The sequence below is a fragment of the Pseudomonas sp. GQ91 genome (assembly GCF_059758795.1).
In genome coordinates, this window is sequence record NZ_JCAXED010000007.1 from 283,322 (window position 1) to 298,354 (window position 15,033).

Consider the following 15,033-nt stretch of genomic DNA (forward strand, 5'->3'; position numbering starts at 1 on the left):
GGCTCGACCGGACCTGTACCGATTTACCTTCTTCACCTTTTGTTTGACGCCCCTTGTCGGCCCAACCCGGCAACCGGAAGTGCGTCTGGCAGCGGGTAATCCATGGAAGGTCGTCATTAGAAGTCAGTGAATTCAAGAGGTTTTAACCCGCATGTTGCTGATGATTGATAACTACGACTCCTTTACCTACAACGTCGTGCAATACCTGGGCGAGCTCGGTGCCGACGTCAAAGTGGTGCGCAACGACGAAATGACGGTTGCCGAAATCGCCGCCCTGAATCCAGAGCGGATTGTGGTTTCTCCTGGCCCGTGTACCCCGACCGAAGCGGGTATTTCTCTGGAAGCGATTAAATTCTTCGCTGGCAAGCTGCCGATTCTTGGCGTGTGCCTGGGGCACCAATCCATCGGCCAGGCGTTTGGCGGCGACGTGGTGCGCGCCCGCCAGGTGATGCATGGCAAGACCAGCCCGGTGTTCCACCATGATCAGGGGGTTTTTCACGGGCTGAATCTGCCGGTGACGGTGACCCGCTACCATTCATTGGTAGTCAAGCGCGAAACCTTGCCCGAATGCCTCGAGTTGACGGCCTGGACCCAATTGGCGGATGGCTCGGTCGACGAGATCATGGGCCTGCGGCACAAGACACTGAATGTCGAAGGGGTGCAGTTTCACCCTGAATCAATTCTGACCGAGCAGGGCTACGAGCTGTTCGCTAATTTTCTCAAGCAAAGCGGCGGCACGCGCTAAGGACTTTCCATGGATATCAAGACTGCCCTGAGCCGTATCGTCGGCCATCTGGACCTGAGCACCGCTGAAATGAGCGACGTCATGCGTGAAATCATGACCGGTCAATGCAGCGACGCGCAGATTGGCGCCTTTATGATGGCCATGCGCATGAAAAGCGAAAGCATCGACGAGATCGTCGGCGCGGTGTCGGTGATGCGCGAACTGGCGGATAAGGTTGAACTCAACACCCTCGACGGCGTGGTCGATGTGGTTGGCACCGGCGGCGACGGTGCGAATATTTTCAACGTGTCCACGGCCTCTTCCTTTGTGGTGGCGGCAGCCGGCTGCACCGTGGCCAAACACGGTAACCGTGCCGTCTCGGGTAAAAGCGGCAGCGCCGATCTGCTGGAGGCGGCGGGGATCTACCTGAACCTGACGCCTGTGCAAGTGGCACGCTGCATCGATAGCGTCGGTATCGGTTTCATGTTCGCCCAGTCCCATCACGGCGCAATGAAACACGCGGCCGGCCCGCGCAAGGAACTTGGCCTGCGCACCCTGTTCAACATGCTCGGCCCGCTTACGAATCCGGCCGGTGTGAAGCATCAAGTAGTGGGTGTGTTCAGTCAGGCGCTGTGTCGTCCATTGGCTGAAGTCCTGCAACGCCTGGGCAGTAAGCACGTGCTGGTGGTGCATTCCAAGGATGGCCTGGACGAGTTCAGCCTGGCGGCACCGACCTTCGTGGCGGAGCTGAAAAATGATCAGGTCACTGAATATTGGGTCGAGCCTGAAGACCTGGGCATGAAGAGCCAGAGCCTGCACGGGTTGGCGGTGGAAAGCCCGGCGGCTTCCCTTGAGTTGATTCGTGATGCCTTGGGGCGTCGCAAGACCGAAAATGGTCAGAAAGCCGCGGAGATGATTATTCTGAATGCTGGCGCGGCACTGTATGCGGCAGATCACGCTTATAGTCTCAAGGAAGGCGTCGCCTTGGCCCATGATGCTTTGCATACCGGGCTGGCGCGTGAAAAGCTCGAAGAGCTGGGAGCATTCACCGCGGTATTCAAGATGGAGAATGAAGGATGAGCGTTCCGACAGTTCTGGAAAAAATCCTCGCGCGCAAGGCCGAAGAGGTGGCCGAGCGCCGTGCTCGTGTGAGCCTGGCGGAGCTGGAAGGGTTGGCGAAAAGCGCCGACGCGCCACGTGGTTTTGCCAACGCCCTGATTGCGCAGACCAAACTCAAGCAGCCGGCGGTTATCGCTGAAATCAAAAAGGCTTCGCCAAGCAAGGGTGTGATTCGCGAGCACTTCGTGCCGGACGAGATTGCCCAGAGCTACGAGAAGGGCGGGGCGACCTGTCTTTCAGTGTTGACCGATATCGATTACTTCCAGGGTTGCGATCTCTACTTGCAGCAGGCGCGCGCCGCGTGCCGGCTGCCGGTGATTCGCAAGGACTTCATGGTCGATCCGTACCAGATCGTCGAAGCGCGGGCGCTGGGCGCCGATTGTGTATTGCTGATCGTCTCCGCGCTGGATGACGTGAAGCTGGCCGAACTGGCGGCTGTGGCTAAAGGTGTAGGGTTGGATGTGTTGGTCGAAGTGCATGACGGTGACGAACTGGAGCGTGCACTGAAAACCCTCGATACACCGTTGGTGGGCGTCAATAACCGCAACCTGCACACCTTTGAAGTAAGCCTCGAAAACACCCTGGACCTGTTGCCGCGCATACCCCGCGACCGAGTGGTGATCACCGAAAGCGGGATCGTCAATCGGGCTGATGTAGAGCTGATGGAGATCAGCGGCGTCTACTCGTTCCTGGTGGGCGAAACCTTTATGCGTGCCGAGAATCCGGGCGCTGAACTGCAGCGCCTGTTCTTCCCGGAGCGTGGTGTTCCGGTGAGTGGTTCGACGCTGGATTGAGCATGATCCAGCCCATCGCCATGAGGGTCGAGGCCGGCTTGCAGGCCGAACAGGATCTGTTGGCCGCCGTGTGTGCGGGTGAACAATCCTTTGGCCTGCTGTTCTGGCAGCCTTGCGATCAGGCGTTGGTCATGCCCCGACGCTTGAGCCGCCTTCCGGCTTTTGACGCCGCCAGTAAGGTCTCCGCCGATCACGGCTGGCCGGTCTTGCTGCGGGAAACCGGCGGCGAGCCAGTGCCGCAGTCGGCGGCCACGGTCAATATCGCGCTGGTCTACGCGCCGCCGCGCAGCGAGGGCGACCAGGGGCGAATCGAAACCGGGTATCAGCGACTGTGCCAGCCAATCTGCGATTTGCTCATCGAGTTGGGGGGCGATGCGTCCGTGGGAGAAATCGACGGTGCGTTTTGCGACGGTCGTTACAACGTCAATCTCGACGGTCGCAAAATGGTCGGTACTGCCCAGCGCTGGCGCCAGAGTGGTGGGCGTCCGGTAGGGTTGGTGCATGGCGCGCTATTGTTGGATGACGATCGCGTCGAGTTGATTGCGGCGGTCAATCGTTTCAATGAAGCGTGCGGTCTTGAGCAACGGGTGCGTGCTGAAAGTCATATCGCGTTGCATGAAGCCTTCTCGGCACCGGACGCCATTGGCCGGCTCGATACCTTGTACCGGCGAATGCTCGCAAGCTTCCTGGGGTCTTAACGCGTACCAAACACCACCATGGTCTTGCCTTTGACGTGAACCAGGTTGCGTTCTTCCAGATCCTTGAGGACCCGTCCGACCATCTCTCGGGAACAGCCGACAATACGCCCGATTTCCTGACGCGTGATCTTGATTTGCATGCCGTCCGGATGAGTCATTGCGTCCGGCTGCTTGCACAGCTCTAGCAGACAACGGGCGACGCGTCCGGTGACGTCGAAGAACGCCAGGTCGCCGACCTTGCGAGTAGTGTCACGCAGGCGCTGGGCGATCTGACCGCTCAAGGCATACAGAATATCCGGATCTTGCTGAGCCAATTCGCGGAATTTGGTGTAGCTGATTTCGGCAACTTCGCACTCGATCTTGGCCCGTACCCAGGCACTGCGTTCCTGTTCCCTCCCGGCTTGCTCAAACAACCCCAGCTCACCAAAAAAATCACCGGAATTGAGATAGGCGATGATCATTTCGCGACCGTCGTCATCCTCAATCAGGATGGTTACAGACCCCTTGATAATGAAGAACAGAGTCTCTGAGCGCTCACCCGCGCAGATGATATTGTGCTTGGCCGGATAGCGGCGGCGCTGACAATGCATGAGGAGCTTGTCGAGGTTCTTGATCTTGAGTGTGGGAGTAATGGCAACCATGGTTGTATCCCGAAAAGACGGCAGGGTGTGGTAGGACTTGTATTTTTATCGAGCACAATCAACGGTTACACACTGCTGCGCAGTAGCTGGCCATGCGTCATTGATTTGGCGCCAGCTTAACAGACGCGTTCTGACACGATCAGGGAATTTACCTCTGTATCCCGTTGCATGATCGTTTTCAGGCTAAACACTGCTGCTTCAAGGCCCTGTGCTAAGCTGGCGACCCTTTTTTAGCAGTGGAGTCTGGGCGATGAAGGCACGCATCCAATGGGCGGGCGACGCCATGTTCCTCGGTGAGTCGGGTAGTGGTCATGTGGTGGTCATGGATGGCCCGCCGCAAGCCGGTGGCCGTAATCTGGGCGTACGGCCTATGGAAATGCTCCTGCTGGGTGTCGGCGGTTGCAGCAATTTCGATGTGGTCAGCATCCTGAAGAAGTCCCGTCAGGCGGTGGAAAGTTGCGAAGCCTTTCTCGAAGCCGAGCGCGCCACGGAAGATCCGAAGGTGTTTACCAAGATCCATATGCATTTTGTGGTCAAGGGACGGGCGTTGAAGGAAGCCCAGGTCAAGCGTGCTATCGAGTTGTCGGCCGAAAAGTATTGCTCGGCCTCGATCATGCTCGGGGCGGCCGGCGTGGCCATTACTCATGACTACGAGATCATTGAGTTGGGTTGATCGAACGATTTTCAGGCAAAAAGACAGGGTGCTCTTAGCGCATAATGCCGATCAGATTAGCAATCTGTAGGAGCGAGCTTGCTCGCGAAAAACTTACAAGCGCCGCGTTATCCCGGATGCACGTTAACGTTGACGGTTTTCGCGAGCAAGCTCGCTCCTACAGGGGGCTGACTGATCGGCATTAGCGCCTTGAGCGCCGTTTTTTTCGCCGTTCAGATGCGGTAAGTGCTTTTGGTCATGACCTTGGCCATCAGGCTCATGCCGAATTTCACCGGTGCGGGAAAACGCAAGCCACCGGCATCCAGCGCGCTTTCGGCATGAAGTTCTTCGTCAGTGCGCATCTGTTCGAGAATCGCCCGGGATTTTTCGTCTTCGGCCGGCAATTGTTCCAGATGTTCATTCAGGTGTTTGCAGACCTGGTGCTCAGTCGCCGCGACAAAACCGAGGCTGACCTTGTCGCTGATCAGTCCGGCAGCCGCTCCAATGCCAAATGACAAACCGTAAAACAGCGGGTTCAACACGCTTGGGTGGCTCCCCAATTGGCGGATACGTTGCTCACACCACGCCAGATGATCGATTTCTTCCTCGGCGGCATGCTCCATGGCTGCGCGCACCTGCGGCAGCTTGGCGGTCAGGGCCTGTCCCTGATACAGCGCCTGAGCACACACTTCGCCGGTATGGTTGATACGCATGAGGCCGGCGACATGACGGCTCTCGGTTTCGCTCATCTGTGCTTCGGGCTGCACGATGGCGGGCGAGGGACGCTGCGGCTGGCCACTGAAAGGCAGCAATGTGCGCATGGCAGTGTCGGCTTGCAGCAACAGACGGTCAATGGGCGAGTAGTGACGCTGGGTAGTCATGCTGACCTCCGGGAAAAATCTCGACGAGCAGTTTACCGCAAGAGCGAGGCACGCGTTTGCGCTGGGTCAGGATCGTGCGTGCTTTCTGCAGGCGCTGGCGAGGTAGCGCCTGCAGACGGCGGGGTATCAGCCCGGTGGCCAGTTCATCTGGCGTTGCCCCAGTACATGCATATGAATGTGATAAACGGTTTGCCCGCCGTCTTCGTTGCAGTTCATCACAACGCGGAACCCCTTCTCGCACCCCTGTTCCACGGCCAGGCGTTGGGCGGTGAACAGAATATGTCCCGCCAGGGCCTTGTCGTCCTCTGTCAGGTCGTTGAGTGTGCGGATGGGTTTCTTCGGGATAACCAGAAAGTGTACCGGTGCCTGTGGGGCGATATCGTGGAAGGCCAGGACCTGATCGTCCTCGTAGATGATCTTCGCAGGTATTTCTCTGTTGATGATCTTGGTGAACAGAGTATCCACAGCTGTTTCTCCGTAGTGAAAGTGCCGGGTGAGTGTACTGCATGCACACAGCCCTTGGTGCGGGTCGCTATCAGCGTGAGCAATAGGCCTTGTTGACAGCGCCGGCGATTTTGCGGGTCAGCCAGCGTGGGCTCAAGCGCGGACTGAACGCCAGCCAGCGGTTCCGGCGACCGGGAATGATGATGGCTTTGTTCTTTTCCAGGGCGCGCACGGTGTAGAGGGCAACCTCTTCGGGGCTCATCAGGTGCTGGCTGCGCTCGAGTTTGGCGGTATCCATCTGTGCGCTGCCGAAGAAAGCGGTGCGTGTCGGGCCCGGGCAGAGTACCGAAACCTGTATGCCACAGGTTTTCAGCTCCTCGCGCAAGCCTTCGGAAAAGTGCAGGACATAGGCTTTGCTGGCGTAGTAGGTGCTCATCCACGGCCCAGGCTGAAAGGCCGCAACCGAGGCAACGTTGAGAATCTGCCCGCCGCCTTGCAGGGCCATGGCGTTACCAACGGCATGACACAGGCGGGTCAAGGCCAGGATGTTGACCTCCATCAGGTCTTGCTCGGTCATCCAGTCCTGGGCCAGGAACGGACCGCTGGTACCGATGCCGGCGCAGTTGACCAGTAAGTCGATCTGCCGCTCGCCTTCTTCCAGCTCCAGCAAAAAGCCGGAGAGGCGCAACGGCTCGCCCAGGTCACAGGCGCGAAACAGTACGTCGACGCCAAAGCGTTGGGTCAGCTCGATGGCAATACTTTCCAGCTGATCACGCTGGCGGGCCACCAGAATCAAGCTGCGACCACGCCGCGCGAGTGCTTCGGCCAAAGCCAGGCCAATGCCGCTGGAAGCACCGGTGATCAGAGCGTAACGGGTCATGCATTTCTCCATCGCAACGCCGCCGCACCTGTAACAGAGGCATCACAGGTGCGGCGTGTTTCTTCATTCTTGCGCAGAGTCTACAGGTTCGGCCACGTCATCAGCACTTTGGCCATCTTCTTCGCCGACGATAACGCTCTGCTCGGTACCGTCATAAGTACTCATCGAGCTGCTTTCCAAGTGAGTGTCCATCTCGTCCAGCATGCCGCTCAAGCCGGAGACCAATACAGCGGAGAACAGCAACGGTATGAATGCCAGCCACATCACGGCCAGTACTTTGACGGCAGTGCTATTGCGTGGCGGTGGCGCGCCATACTGGTTGGCGCCGCCGTTGCCTGGCAGCACCATCAACAGGATCGGGAAAATACTGCCAACGAACGGCACCAGATTAAGGAACCACAACCAGCCGGACCAGCCGAGGTCATGCAAGCGCTGCACGGTGATCTGCACGCTGACCCAGATAAATGCGACAAAGAGTACGAAGCCCACCAGGCTGCCGAGGACGATGGCCGCAGTGGAAGAAACCGCTGCGATCCCCAGGCCAACGCTAACTGCCGCGCCCAGGACGGCAAGCATGACCAGCGTCAGCACCAGCGTCCACGCCAGAAAGCGCAGTCGGCCGATACGGCCGTTGATGGTGAAGACTTTCAGCGTCGAGAACTCTGGCAGGTCGTCGCCCACTGTGGCGCGGGGTGGCGCGTAAGGCGACGTTGCCGAGGTGCTGTGTTCGGAATGGGTTTCGTGTGTCTCCGCCAGACTGAAGGCCACCGGTTGTTCGGCCTCGATGCGCGCTTCGATGCCGGTTTTGGTCAGCGCTTCAAGATAGGTTTGAGCGTCGGCGTGGGCCAGGTCGCGTTTAAGGGCGACCGGGCGCCCGGTAAACAGCTTTTCGATTGCCTCGATATCGCTTTTGAACAGATCGGCGAGGTTCAGTTTGGCGGTGGTGGGTTCGACACCGGGCAGCAATGCGCCCTCAAACACGATCTTGAAACGGTTGTCGCTCATGCGGGCATCCTTGTCACTTGAAGTAGGTAAGTGGGGTGTCGGGAGTGTAGCGCCTGCCCCGATGGGCAGGCGATGGATCATTGCTCAATCAACGCGGCCAGTGTTTCGACAATTGTGCCGTGTGTTCGAGCGCCTTGCGGTATTCGGTATCCAGCCGCGCGACGAGCTCAGCCACGCTGGGCAAGTCATCTATTTGTCCGACGCCCTGGCCTGCCGACCAGACCGTCTTCCAGGCCTTGGCTTCATCACTCAATGGCTTGAGCTTGGAGCCGAAATTGACTTCGCCCTTGCCTTGTAGGGCGGCGAGGTCGAAACCGGCGTTTTCCAGGCTCTGGCGCATAAAGCTTGCGGGTACACCCGAAACGGCCGGCGTGTGCACGATGTCCGCGGCGCGCGATGTGAGCAGCATCTCTTTATACGCATCCGGGGCATGGCTTTCGGTGGTGCCGATGAAACGGGTACCGAAATAGGCGAGGTCGGCCCCGAGCAATTGCGCCGCCAGAATTTCGTGCCCGTGATTGAGACAGCCGGCCAGCAGCAGGGTTTTGTCGAAAAACTGACGGATTTCGGCGACCAGCGAGAACGGGCTCCATGTGCCGGCGTGGCCACCAGCGCCCGCCGCGACCGCAATCAGGCCATCGACACCGGCTTCTGCGGCCTTCTCTGCGTGGCGCCTTGTGGTGACGTCATGGAAGACCAGTCCACCGTAGCTGTGTACAGCGTCCACCAGTTCTTTCACTGCTCCCAGGCTGGTGATGACAATTGGCACCTTGTGCTCGACACAAATCGCCAGGTCAGCCGCAAGGCGCGGGTTGCTGTTATGCACAATCAGATTGACCGCGTAGGGCGCGGGGTTGTCCAGCAGCGCCAGGCCCGTCTCGATTTCTTCCAGCCAGGCCTTGAAGCCACTGCTTTCCCGCTGGTTGAGAGCCGGGAAGCTGCCGACCACGCCGTTGCGGCAGCAAGCCAGGACCAGTTGCGGGTTGGAGATCAGGAACATCGGCGCTGCCACTACGGGCAGCCGTAAACGTTGTTCAAGCAAAGCGGGCAGCGACATTGGAAGTACCCCGGATAAGGTGCGGCTGATGAGAGTTAAAACGGCTTTACGACAACCAAAATTACAATCGCCAGCAATATCAGAACTGGCACTTCATTGAACCAGCGATAAAAGACATGGCTGCGGGTGTTTTCGCCACGTGCGAAGCGTTTCACTTGAGCGCCGCACATATGGTGGTAGCCGATCAGGAACACCACCAAGGTCAGTTTCGCGTGCATCCAGCCGCCTTGGCTGAATACGCTCGGGTTGAGGCTGATCAACCAGATACCGAATACCAGCGTGGCGATCATCGAGGGCAGCATGATGCCGCGGTACAGCTTGCGCTCCATGATGCAGAAACGCTCTTTGCTGGTGCTGTCCTCGCTTTGCGCGTGATAGACGAACAGGCGCGGCAAGTAAAACAGCCCGGCAAACCAGCAGACGATGCTGACGATATGAAAGGCTTTTATCCATAGATAGAGCATTTTTAGTTATCCCAGGTTCACGGTAACTGGGGATAGTAGAGGTTAGCGCGCCCGCACGTCACCTTGGCGGTTGTCGCAGAACGATACGGCCCCTATTATCGACGGCTTTCCAGTGGTTCGTTGAGGGCAGGTTTATGGTCAAGGTCGGTATTGTCGGCGGCACGGGTTACACCGGTGTCGAATTGCTGCGTCTGTTGGCCCAGCATCCGCAAGCGGAAGTGGTGGTCATCACTTCCCGATCCGAGGCCGGCATGGCTGTTGCCGATATGTACCCCAATCTGCGCGGCCATTACGACGGTCTGGCGTTCAGCGTTCCGGATATCAAGACCCTAGGGGCCTGCGATGTGGTGTTCTTTGCCACGCCTCACGGTGTCGCCCATGCCCTGGCCGGTGAGTTGCTGGCGGCTGGCACCAAGGTTATTGACCTCTCGGCGGACTTTCGTTTGCAGGATGCGCAGGAATGGGCCAAATGGTATGGCCAGCCGCATGGTGCCCCAGAGCTGCTTGACGAGGCGGTCTATGGCCTGCCGGAAGTCAATCGCGAGCAGATCCGGCAGGCGCGCCTGATTGCCGTGCCGGGTTGCTATCCGACCGCCACGCAGTTGGGGTTCCTGCCTCTGTTGGAGGCGGGACTGGCAGACGCTTCGCGCTTGATTGCTGACTGCAAGTCGGGTGTCAGTGGTGCAGGTCGCGGCGCGGCCGTGGGATCGTTGTACTCCGAGACGTCTGAAAGCATGAAGGCTTATGCGGTTAAAGGGCATCGTCACTTGCCGGAAATTCGCCAAGGCCTGCGCCGTGCCGCGGGCAAGGATGTCGGCCTGACGTTCGTGCCGCACTTGACCCCGATGATCCGCGGGATCCACTCGACGCTATATGCAACTGTCGTGGACCGCTCGGTAGATCTGCAGGCGTTGTTCGAGAAGCGTTATGCCAACGAACCGTTCGTCGATGTGATGCCGGCCGGCAGCCACCCGGAAACCCGTAGCGTGCGCGGTGCGAATGTCTGCCGCATTGCCGTGCACCGCCCGCAGGACGGTGACCTGGTGGTGGTGCTTTCGGTCATCGACAATCTCGTCAAGGGCGCGTCCGGCCAGGCTGTGCAGAACATGAATATCCTGTTCGGGCTGGATGAGAAGCTGGGCTTGTCTCACGCGGGCATGATGCCGTAAGGCCTTGGCTGCTGTGCAAAAGGCCCGTTGATCGGGCCTTTTGTGTTTTTAAGGGTCGATGCGCAGATTGATATACCGTAACAATAGTTGACCGCTTTTCTAGGAGAAGCGGATAATGTCGGCCATCACGCATATGGCGGCGTTACGCCGGGAGATTATCAGCATGAGCGTTGAATCCTTCACCCCCACGGCTTTGCAATTCACCCACGGTGCCGCGCACAAGGTGAAGAGCCTGGTCGATGAAGAGGGTAATGATCGGTTGAAGCTGCGCGTATTCGTTACGGGTGGCGGTTGTTCCGGGTTTCAGTACGGTTTCACCTTCGATGAAGATGTAGCCGATGACGACACCATCGTCGAGCGCGAAGGTGTCAGCCTGGTTGTGGACCCCATGAGCTTCCAGTACTTGGCAGGCGCCGAGGTGGATTACCAGGAAGGTTTGGAAGGCTCGCGCTTTGTGATCAAGAACCCGAATGCCACCACGACCTGTGGTTGCGGCTCGTCGTTCTCGATCTGATCAATATCGGGCTGGAAAAGGCGCCGGTTGGCTCTCATGGAGCCAACCGGCGTTTTGCTATCTGCGGATCAGGCGGGGTAGATCGCGCCGAGCACGCGAAGACCACGCGCACCGGTCACGCCAGGCCGGTTGGCGGCGATACCTTCAAGGCAGCAGTGGGCCAGCCAGGCAAAGGCCATGGCCTCGACCCAGTCGGGGTCCACACCGTGAGTGGCGGTACTGCTGACTCGTGTGCCAGGTAGCAGGGCGCTGAGACGGTGCATGAGTGTGGTGTTATGGGCGCCTCCGCCACAGACCAGCAGGGTGTCGGTCTGAGGCTGTGCGGCTTTCAACGAGTCGACGATGGTCAGGGCTGTGAGTTCCAGCAGCGTCGCTTGTACGTCTTGAGCACTGAATGCCGGCAGCCGGCCAAGGTGGTGCTCCAGCCAGACGAGGTTGAAAACTTCGCGACCGGTGCTTTTCGGGCCTTTGGTCAGGAAAAATGGGTCGCTGAGCAGTGCGCTGAGTAATGCAGGCTCAACTTTTCCACTGGCAGCCCATTGGCCATCGCGATCGAAATTTTCGCCGCGCTGCTGCTGAATCCAGGCGTCCAGCAGGACGTTGCCGGGGCCGCAGTCGAAGCCGGTGACCGGTTTGCCGGTTTCAATCAGGCTGAGATTGCTGAAGCCGCCGATATTCAACACTGCCCGATGGCCGCTGTGGGTGTCGAACAAGGCTTCATGGAAGGCAGGTACCAGGGGCGCGCCTTGGCCGCCGGCGGCGACATCGCGACTGCGAAAATCACTGACGACGGTTATGCCGGTCAATTCGGTGAGCAGTGCCGGATTCCCGATCTGCACGGTAAAGCCGCGTCCTGGCTCGTGGCGAATGGTCTGCCCATGGCTGCCAATCGCCCGGATGTCGTGGGGAGCGAGTCCCTGCTGCTCAAGCAGTGCGTGAATACCTTGTGCGGCAAGTGTTACCCAGCGCTGTTGGGCAGTTGCCGAGCGGGCAATCTCATCCGGGCCACTGGTGCACAGGTCCAGCAACTCGGCCCGCAGCGACTCGGGCATCGGGATGTAGTGAGTGGCAATCAGTTTGATCGCCGGGTCCTGGTCAATCAGCGCAATGTCCAGGCCATCAAGACTGGTCCCGGACATTACCCCTATATAGAGCGGCATGACTCAGCGCTTCGCCGAAGCCAGCATGGTTGCCCGTTCCTGGTTCATGCGTGCCATCAGTGGCTGGCTTTGTTGCATGAAACGCGCGCGTTCGGCCTTGGCGATCGGGTCGGCCATGGGCAGCTTCCGGCCCAATGGGTCGACGTGGACGCCGTTGACCTGGAACTCATAATGCAGGTGCGGTCCGGTGGACAGGCCGGTGGTGCCGATATAGCCAATGATCTGGCCTTGCTTGACGTTGCCGCCGGTCTTGATGCCTTTGGCAAAACCTTGCATGTGACCGTAGAGCGTGCGGTAGGTATTGCCGTGCTGAATGATCACGGTATTGCCGTAGCCGCCACGGCGACCGGCCAGCAGCACCTTGCCGTCACCCGCAGCCTTGATCGGTGTGCCGCGAGGCGCGGCATAGTCCACACCTTTGTGGGCGCGAATTTTGTTCAGAATTGGATGCTTGCGGCCCATGGAGAAACGCGAGCTAATACGAGCGAAGTCAACGGGAGTCCGAATGAACGCCTTGCGCATGCTCTTGCCGTCGGCCGTGTAATAGCTGCTATTGCCTTGCTTGTTGGTGTAGCGCACGGCGGTATAGGTTTTGCCGCGGTTGGTAAAGCGTGCCGAAAGAATATTGCCGGTGCCGACCACTTTGCCCTTGACTACTTTCTGCTCGTAGATCACGTCGAACTCGTCACCTTGGCGAATATCCTGGGCGAAGTCGATGTCGTAGCCAAACACGCGGGCCATGTCCATGGTCATGCTGTGCGACAGTCCCGCGCGGGCGGCGGACTGGGAGAGGGAGCTGTTGATTACGCCGTGGATATAGGCGGAACGTACGACAGGCTTGGTGGTAATGCGATTGAAGGCAAAGCCCTTGGGGTCTTTGGTCAGCGTTATGCTTTCGAGGTCGCTGAGATCGGTCTGCAGGCTGGTCAGTTGGCCCTCGGGGCTCAGTTCGAAATTCAGCTTTTGGCCACGCTTGAGGTGGGCGAATTGCTTGGCCTGCTTATCACTGGCCAGTATCTCACTGACGGTCGAGACCGGCAGCCCGACTTTTTCGAACAGTGTCGACAGTGTGTCGCCACTGGCCACGATCACTTCGCGGTGTTGCGGGCCAGTTGGCGCCTGAACGGTTTCCTTGGCGTCATCCTGGCTGTCTTCAATCTGTGCAAACGGGGTCTCGACTGCATCGGTTGTGGCTTGTTGGGCGTCGGAAGCGTCTTGATCTTGTGTCAGTTGTTCAGCCGGGCTCTCCAAGTCAAGACTCAGGGTGGTCCGTTTGGCTTCTACGTCGCTGGAAGGGAATACCAGAAGTGCCAGGCTGAGAAGGGCGGCGATACCACTTGCGGCGAGCAGGTGGGTCTTCGGGTAAAGCGGTGGCGCTTTAGATGGTTCAGTGGTCATAGGTAATTTTGACTTTGAAAAGATGAAATGGAAAAGATGAATGACATGATGAAGATGAAATAACTGTATAAAATATAACCAAATCATCTGTGGTGCAAGCTCGCGAACGCTGGGCTTGCTGAATGGTGTCCGTTTGCAGGGCAAAACTTGTAATTAGTCCCTGATCTTGTATGGTTGGTTCCCTTTGAATCTGAGCCTTGCGGGTCTGTTATGAAGTCGGTTGAAGAGCAGCTAGCGCTGATCAAACGTGGTGCGGAAGAATTGTTGGTTGAGGCCGAGCTGATTGAAAAGCTCAAGCGTGGTCAGCCGCTGCGTATTAAGGCTGGCTTTGATCCGACGGCGCCGGATCTGCACCTGGGTCATACCGTGCTTATTAATAAGCTGCGCCAGTTCCAGGAGCTGGGGCATCAAGTGATCTTCCTTATAGGTGACTTCACCGGGATGATCGGTGACCCTAGCGGCAAGAGCGCTACCCGTCCACCGCTGACGCGGGAGCAGGTCCTCGACAATGCCGAGACCTATAAGAGCCAGGTATTCAAGATTCTTGATCCGGCCAAGACTGAAGTGGCATTCAACTCCACTTGGATGGATCAGATGGGGCCTGCGGATTTCATCCGCCTGACGTCCCAGTACACCGTCGCTCGTATGCTCGAGCGTGACGACTTCGATAAGCGCTACTCGACCAATCAGCCGATTGCGATTCACGAATTCCTGTATCCGCTGGTTCAGGGGTATGACTCGGTGGCGTTGCGTGCGGACGTCGAGCTGGGTGGTACCGACCAGAAGTTCAATCTGCTGATGGGGCGTGAGCTGCAGCGTTCGTACGGGCAGGAAGCCCAGTGCATTCTGACCATGCCGTTGCTGGAAGGGTTGGACGGCGTGAAGAAGATGTCCAAGTCGCTGGGTAACTATGTGGGTATCCAGGAAGCGCCGGGCGTCATGTACGGCAAGCTGGTATCGATTCCCGACGCACTGATGTGGCGTTACTTTGAGTTGCTGAGCTTCCGTTCGATGGATGAGATCAATGCGCTGCGTGCTGATGTAGAAGCAGGCGCCAATCCGCGTGACGTCAAGATCAAGCTGGCTGAAGAGATTGTTGCGCGCTTCCATGGTGAGGAGGCGGCGGCCAATGCTCATCGGGCGGCGGGCAATCGTATGAAGGATGGTGAGTTGCCGGATGATTTGCCGGAGATCGAGTTGAGTGCTGCAGAGGCGATGCCGATTGCCGCGGTCCTTAATAAGGCGGGGCTGGTGAAGAACTCGGCGGTGGCGCGCGATCTTCTCGGCTCCGGTGGTGTGCGTATAGATGGTGAGGTGGTGGATCGCACCTTTATGTATGAGCTGGGTGCTACCCACGTTTGCCAGGCCGGAAAGAAGGCATTTGCGCGGATTACGCTTAAATCCGAGTAATCCTGAAATTAACGGTTGACGGC

17 protein-coding genes are annotated in these 15,033 nt (G+C 58.4%); 8 read left to right on the top strand and 9 right to left on the bottom strand.

Annotated features, from left to right (window positions below; all coding sequences use genetic code 11):
• Nucleotides 1-151: 151 nt before the first annotated feature.
• The 4 genes from AC6CIA_RS13255 to AC6CIA_RS13270 are packed head-to-tail and all read left to right on the top strand — an operon-like array spanning nt 152 to nt 3,335.
• Nucleotides 152-745 carry an aminodeoxychorismate/anthranilate synthase component II gene (locus tag AC6CIA_RS13255; protein WP_498312583.1) on the top strand — a complete coding sequence of 198 codons (594 nt, stop codon included), beginning with the start codon at nt 152-154 and terminating at the stop codon, nt 743-745.
• Nucleotides 746-754: 9 nt separating this feature from the next.
• Nucleotides 755-1,804, top strand: a complete 1,050-nt coding sequence (gene trpD / locus AC6CIA_RS13260; protein ID WP_339531957.1) for an anthranilate phosphoribosyltransferase — start codon at nt 755-757, stop codon at nt 1,802-1,804.
• On the top strand, nt 1,801-2,637 hold the full coding sequence (gene trpC / locus AC6CIA_RS13265; RefSeq protein ID WP_498312585.1) for an indole-3-glycerol phosphate synthase TrpC: 837 nt from the start codon (nt 1,801-1,803) through the stop codon (nt 2,635-2,637). The genes trpD and trpC overlap by 4 nt, the downstream gene beginning before the upstream one ends.
• 2 nt (nt 2,638-2,639) lie before the next feature.
• Nucleotides 2,640-3,335 carry a lipoyl protein ligase domain-containing protein gene (locus AC6CIA_RS13270; RefSeq protein WP_498312587.1) on the top strand — a complete coding sequence of 232 codons (696 nt, stop codon included), beginning with the start codon at nt 2,640-2,642 and terminating at the stop codon, nt 3,333-3,335.
• Here AC6CIA_RS13270 and crp read toward each other — a convergent pair.
• Nucleotides 3,332-3,976, bottom strand: a complete 645-nt coding sequence (crp, locus tag AC6CIA_RS13275) for a cAMP-activated global transcriptional regulator CRP (protein ID WP_498312589.1) — start codon at nt 3,974-3,976, stop codon at nt 3,332-3,334. The two genes, AC6CIA_RS13270 and crp, sit on opposite strands and share 4 nt — an antisense overlap.
• 250 nt (nt 3,977-4,226) lie before the next feature.
• On the opposite strand from crp, the gene AC6CIA_RS13280 reads away from it, so the two are divergent.
• A complete protein-coding gene (locus AC6CIA_RS13280; RefSeq protein ID WP_498312591.1) occupies nt 4,227-4,649 on the top strand; it encodes an OsmC family protein in 423 nt (140 codons plus the stop codon).
• A gap of 212 nt (nt 4,650-4,861) precedes the next feature.
• Here the strand turns inward: AC6CIA_RS13280 and coq7 are convergent, their stop codons facing one another.
• From coq7 to hemJ, 6 genes are all read right to left on the bottom strand, one after another.
• Nucleotides 4,862-5,509 (bottom strand): 2-polyprenyl-3-methyl-6-methoxy-1,4-benzoquinone monooxygenase, encoded by a 648-nt coding sequence (gene coq7, locus AC6CIA_RS13285; protein WP_339531952.1) that lies wholly within the window; start codon nt 5,507-5,509, stop codon nt 4,862-4,864.
• Between the two features lie 126 nt (nt 5,510-5,635).
• On the bottom strand, nt 5,636-5,974 hold the full coding sequence (locus tag AC6CIA_RS13290) for a histidine triad nucleotide-binding protein (RefSeq protein ID WP_003194682.1): 339 nt from the start codon (nt 5,972-5,974) through the stop codon (nt 5,636-5,638).
• Nucleotides 5,975-6,044: 70 nt separating this feature from the next.
• Entirely contained in the window at nt 6,045-6,833 is a 789-nt protein-coding gene (locus AC6CIA_RS13295) for an SDR family NAD(P)-dependent oxidoreductase (RefSeq protein ID WP_498312593.1), read from the bottom strand.
• Between the two features lie 63 nt (nt 6,834-6,896).
• Complete coding sequence (locus AC6CIA_RS13300) at nt 6,897-7,838, bottom strand: DUF805 domain-containing protein (protein WP_498312595.1); 942 nt, start codon at nt 7,836-7,838, stop codon at nt 6,897-6,899.
• 88 nt (nt 7,839-7,926) lie between these two features.
• Complete coding sequence (locus AC6CIA_RS13305) at nt 7,927-8,895, bottom strand: NAD(P)H-dependent flavin oxidoreductase (protein WP_498312597.1); 969 nt, start codon at nt 8,893-8,895, stop codon at nt 7,927-7,929.
• A gap of 35 nt (nt 8,896-8,930) precedes the next feature.
• Nucleotides 8,931-9,359: a protoporphyrinogen oxidase HemJ gene (gene hemJ / locus AC6CIA_RS13310; protein WP_498312599.1), complete on the bottom strand. Its 429-nt coding sequence runs from the start codon at nt 9,357-9,359 to the stop codon at nt 8,931-8,933.
• Between the two features lie 134 nt (nt 9,360-9,493).
• On the opposite strand from hemJ, the gene argC reads away from it, so the two are divergent.
• Both argC and erpA read left to right on the top strand, forming a co-directional pair.
• Nucleotides 9,494-10,528 carry an N-acetyl-gamma-glutamyl-phosphate reductase gene (argC, locus tag AC6CIA_RS13315; protein WP_498312601.1) on the top strand — a complete coding sequence of 345 codons (1,035 nt, stop codon included), beginning with the start codon at nt 9,494-9,496 and terminating at the stop codon, nt 10,526-10,528.
• Between the two features lie 163 nt (nt 10,529-10,691).
• On the top strand, nt 10,692-11,042 hold the full coding sequence (gene erpA / locus AC6CIA_RS13320) for an iron-sulfur cluster insertion protein ErpA (protein WP_003176443.1): 351 nt from the start codon (nt 10,692-10,694) through the stop codon (nt 11,040-11,042).
• A 68-nt stretch (nt 11,043-11,110) separates the two neighbouring features.
• On the opposite strand, the gene AC6CIA_RS13325 is transcribed toward erpA, so the two are convergent.
• The gene (locus AC6CIA_RS13325) at nt 11,111-12,202 is read right to left on the bottom strand and encodes an anhydro-N-acetylmuramic acid kinase (RefSeq protein WP_498312603.1); all 1,092 of its coding nucleotides are present in this window, start codon (nt 12,200-12,202) and stop codon (nt 11,111-11,113) included.
• 3 nt (nt 12,203-12,205) lie between these two features.
• Nucleotides 12,206-13,600 (bottom strand): peptidoglycan DD-metalloendopeptidase family protein, encoded by a 1,395-nt coding sequence (locus tag AC6CIA_RS13330; RefSeq protein WP_498312605.1) that lies wholly within the window; start codon nt 13,598-13,600, stop codon nt 12,206-12,208.
• Nucleotides 13,601-13,810: 210 nt separating this feature from the next.
• Between AC6CIA_RS13330 and tyrS the strand changes: the two genes are divergently transcribed.
• Entirely contained in the window at nt 13,811-15,010 is a 1,200-nt protein-coding gene (gene tyrS, locus AC6CIA_RS13335; protein WP_498312607.1) for a tyrosine--tRNA ligase, read from the top strand.
• Nucleotides 15,011-15,033 lie beyond the last annotated feature (23 nt).

Bases quoted from the DNA above. Each gene is read 5' to 3' on its own strand.
- AC6CIA_RS13255 (WP_498312583.1), top strand. From the start codon at position 152: ATGTTGCTGATGATTGATAACTACGACTCCTTTACCTACAACGTCGTG.
- tyrS (WP_498312607.1), top strand. From the start codon at position 13,811: ATGAAGTCGGTTGAAGAGCAGCTAGCGCTGATCAAACGTGGTGCGGAA.
- trpC (WP_498312585.1), top strand. From the start codon at position 1,801: ATGAGCGTTCCGACAGTTCTGGAAAAAATCCTCGCGCGCAAGGCCGAA.
- AC6CIA_RS13280 (WP_498312591.1), top strand. From the start codon at position 4,227: ATGAAGGCACGCATCCAATGGGCGGGCGACGCCATGTTCCTCGGTGAG.
- AC6CIA_RS13295 (WP_498312593.1), bottom strand. From the start codon at position 6,833: ATGACCCGTTACGCTCTGATCACCGGTGCTTCCAGCGGCATTGGCCTG.
- hemJ (WP_498312599.1), bottom strand. From the start codon at position 9,359: ATGCTCTATCTATGGATAAAAGCCTTTCATATCGTCAGCATCGTCTGC.
- crp (WP_498312589.1), bottom strand. From the start codon at position 3,976: ATGGTTGCCATTACTCCCACACTCAAGATCAAGAACCTCGACAAGCTC.
- AC6CIA_RS13330 (WP_498312605.1), bottom strand. From the start codon at position 13,600: ATGACCACTGAACCATCTAAAGCGCCACCGCTTTACCCGAAGACCCAC.
- argC (WP_498312601.1), top strand. From the start codon at position 9,494: ATGGTCAAGGTCGGTATTGTCGGCGGCACGGGTTACACCGGTGTCGAA.
- erpA (WP_003176443.1), top strand. From the start codon at position 10,692: ATGAGCGTTGAATCCTTCACCCCCACGGCTTTGCAATTCACCCACGGT.
- AC6CIA_RS13325 (WP_498312603.1), bottom strand. From the start codon at position 12,202: ATGCCGCTCTATATAGGGGTAATGTCCGGGACCAGTCTTGATGGCCTG.
- AC6CIA_RS13270 (WP_498312587.1), top strand. From the start codon at position 2,640: ATGATCCAGCCCATCGCCATGAGGGTCGAGGCCGGCTTGCAGGCCGAA.
- coq7 (WP_339531952.1), bottom strand. From the start codon at position 5,509: ATGACTACCCAGCGTCACTACTCGCCCATTGACCGTCTGTTGCTGCAA.
- AC6CIA_RS13300 (WP_498312595.1), bottom strand. From the start codon at position 7,838: ATGAGCGACAACCGTTTCAAGATCGTGTTTGAGGGCGCATTGCTGCCC.
- trpD (WP_339531957.1), top strand. From the start codon at position 755: ATGGATATCAAGACTGCCCTGAGCCGTATCGTCGGCCATCTGGACCTG.
- AC6CIA_RS13305 (WP_498312597.1), bottom strand. From the start codon at position 8,895: ATGTCGCTGCCCGCTTTGCTTGAACAACGTTTACGGCTGCCCGTAGTG.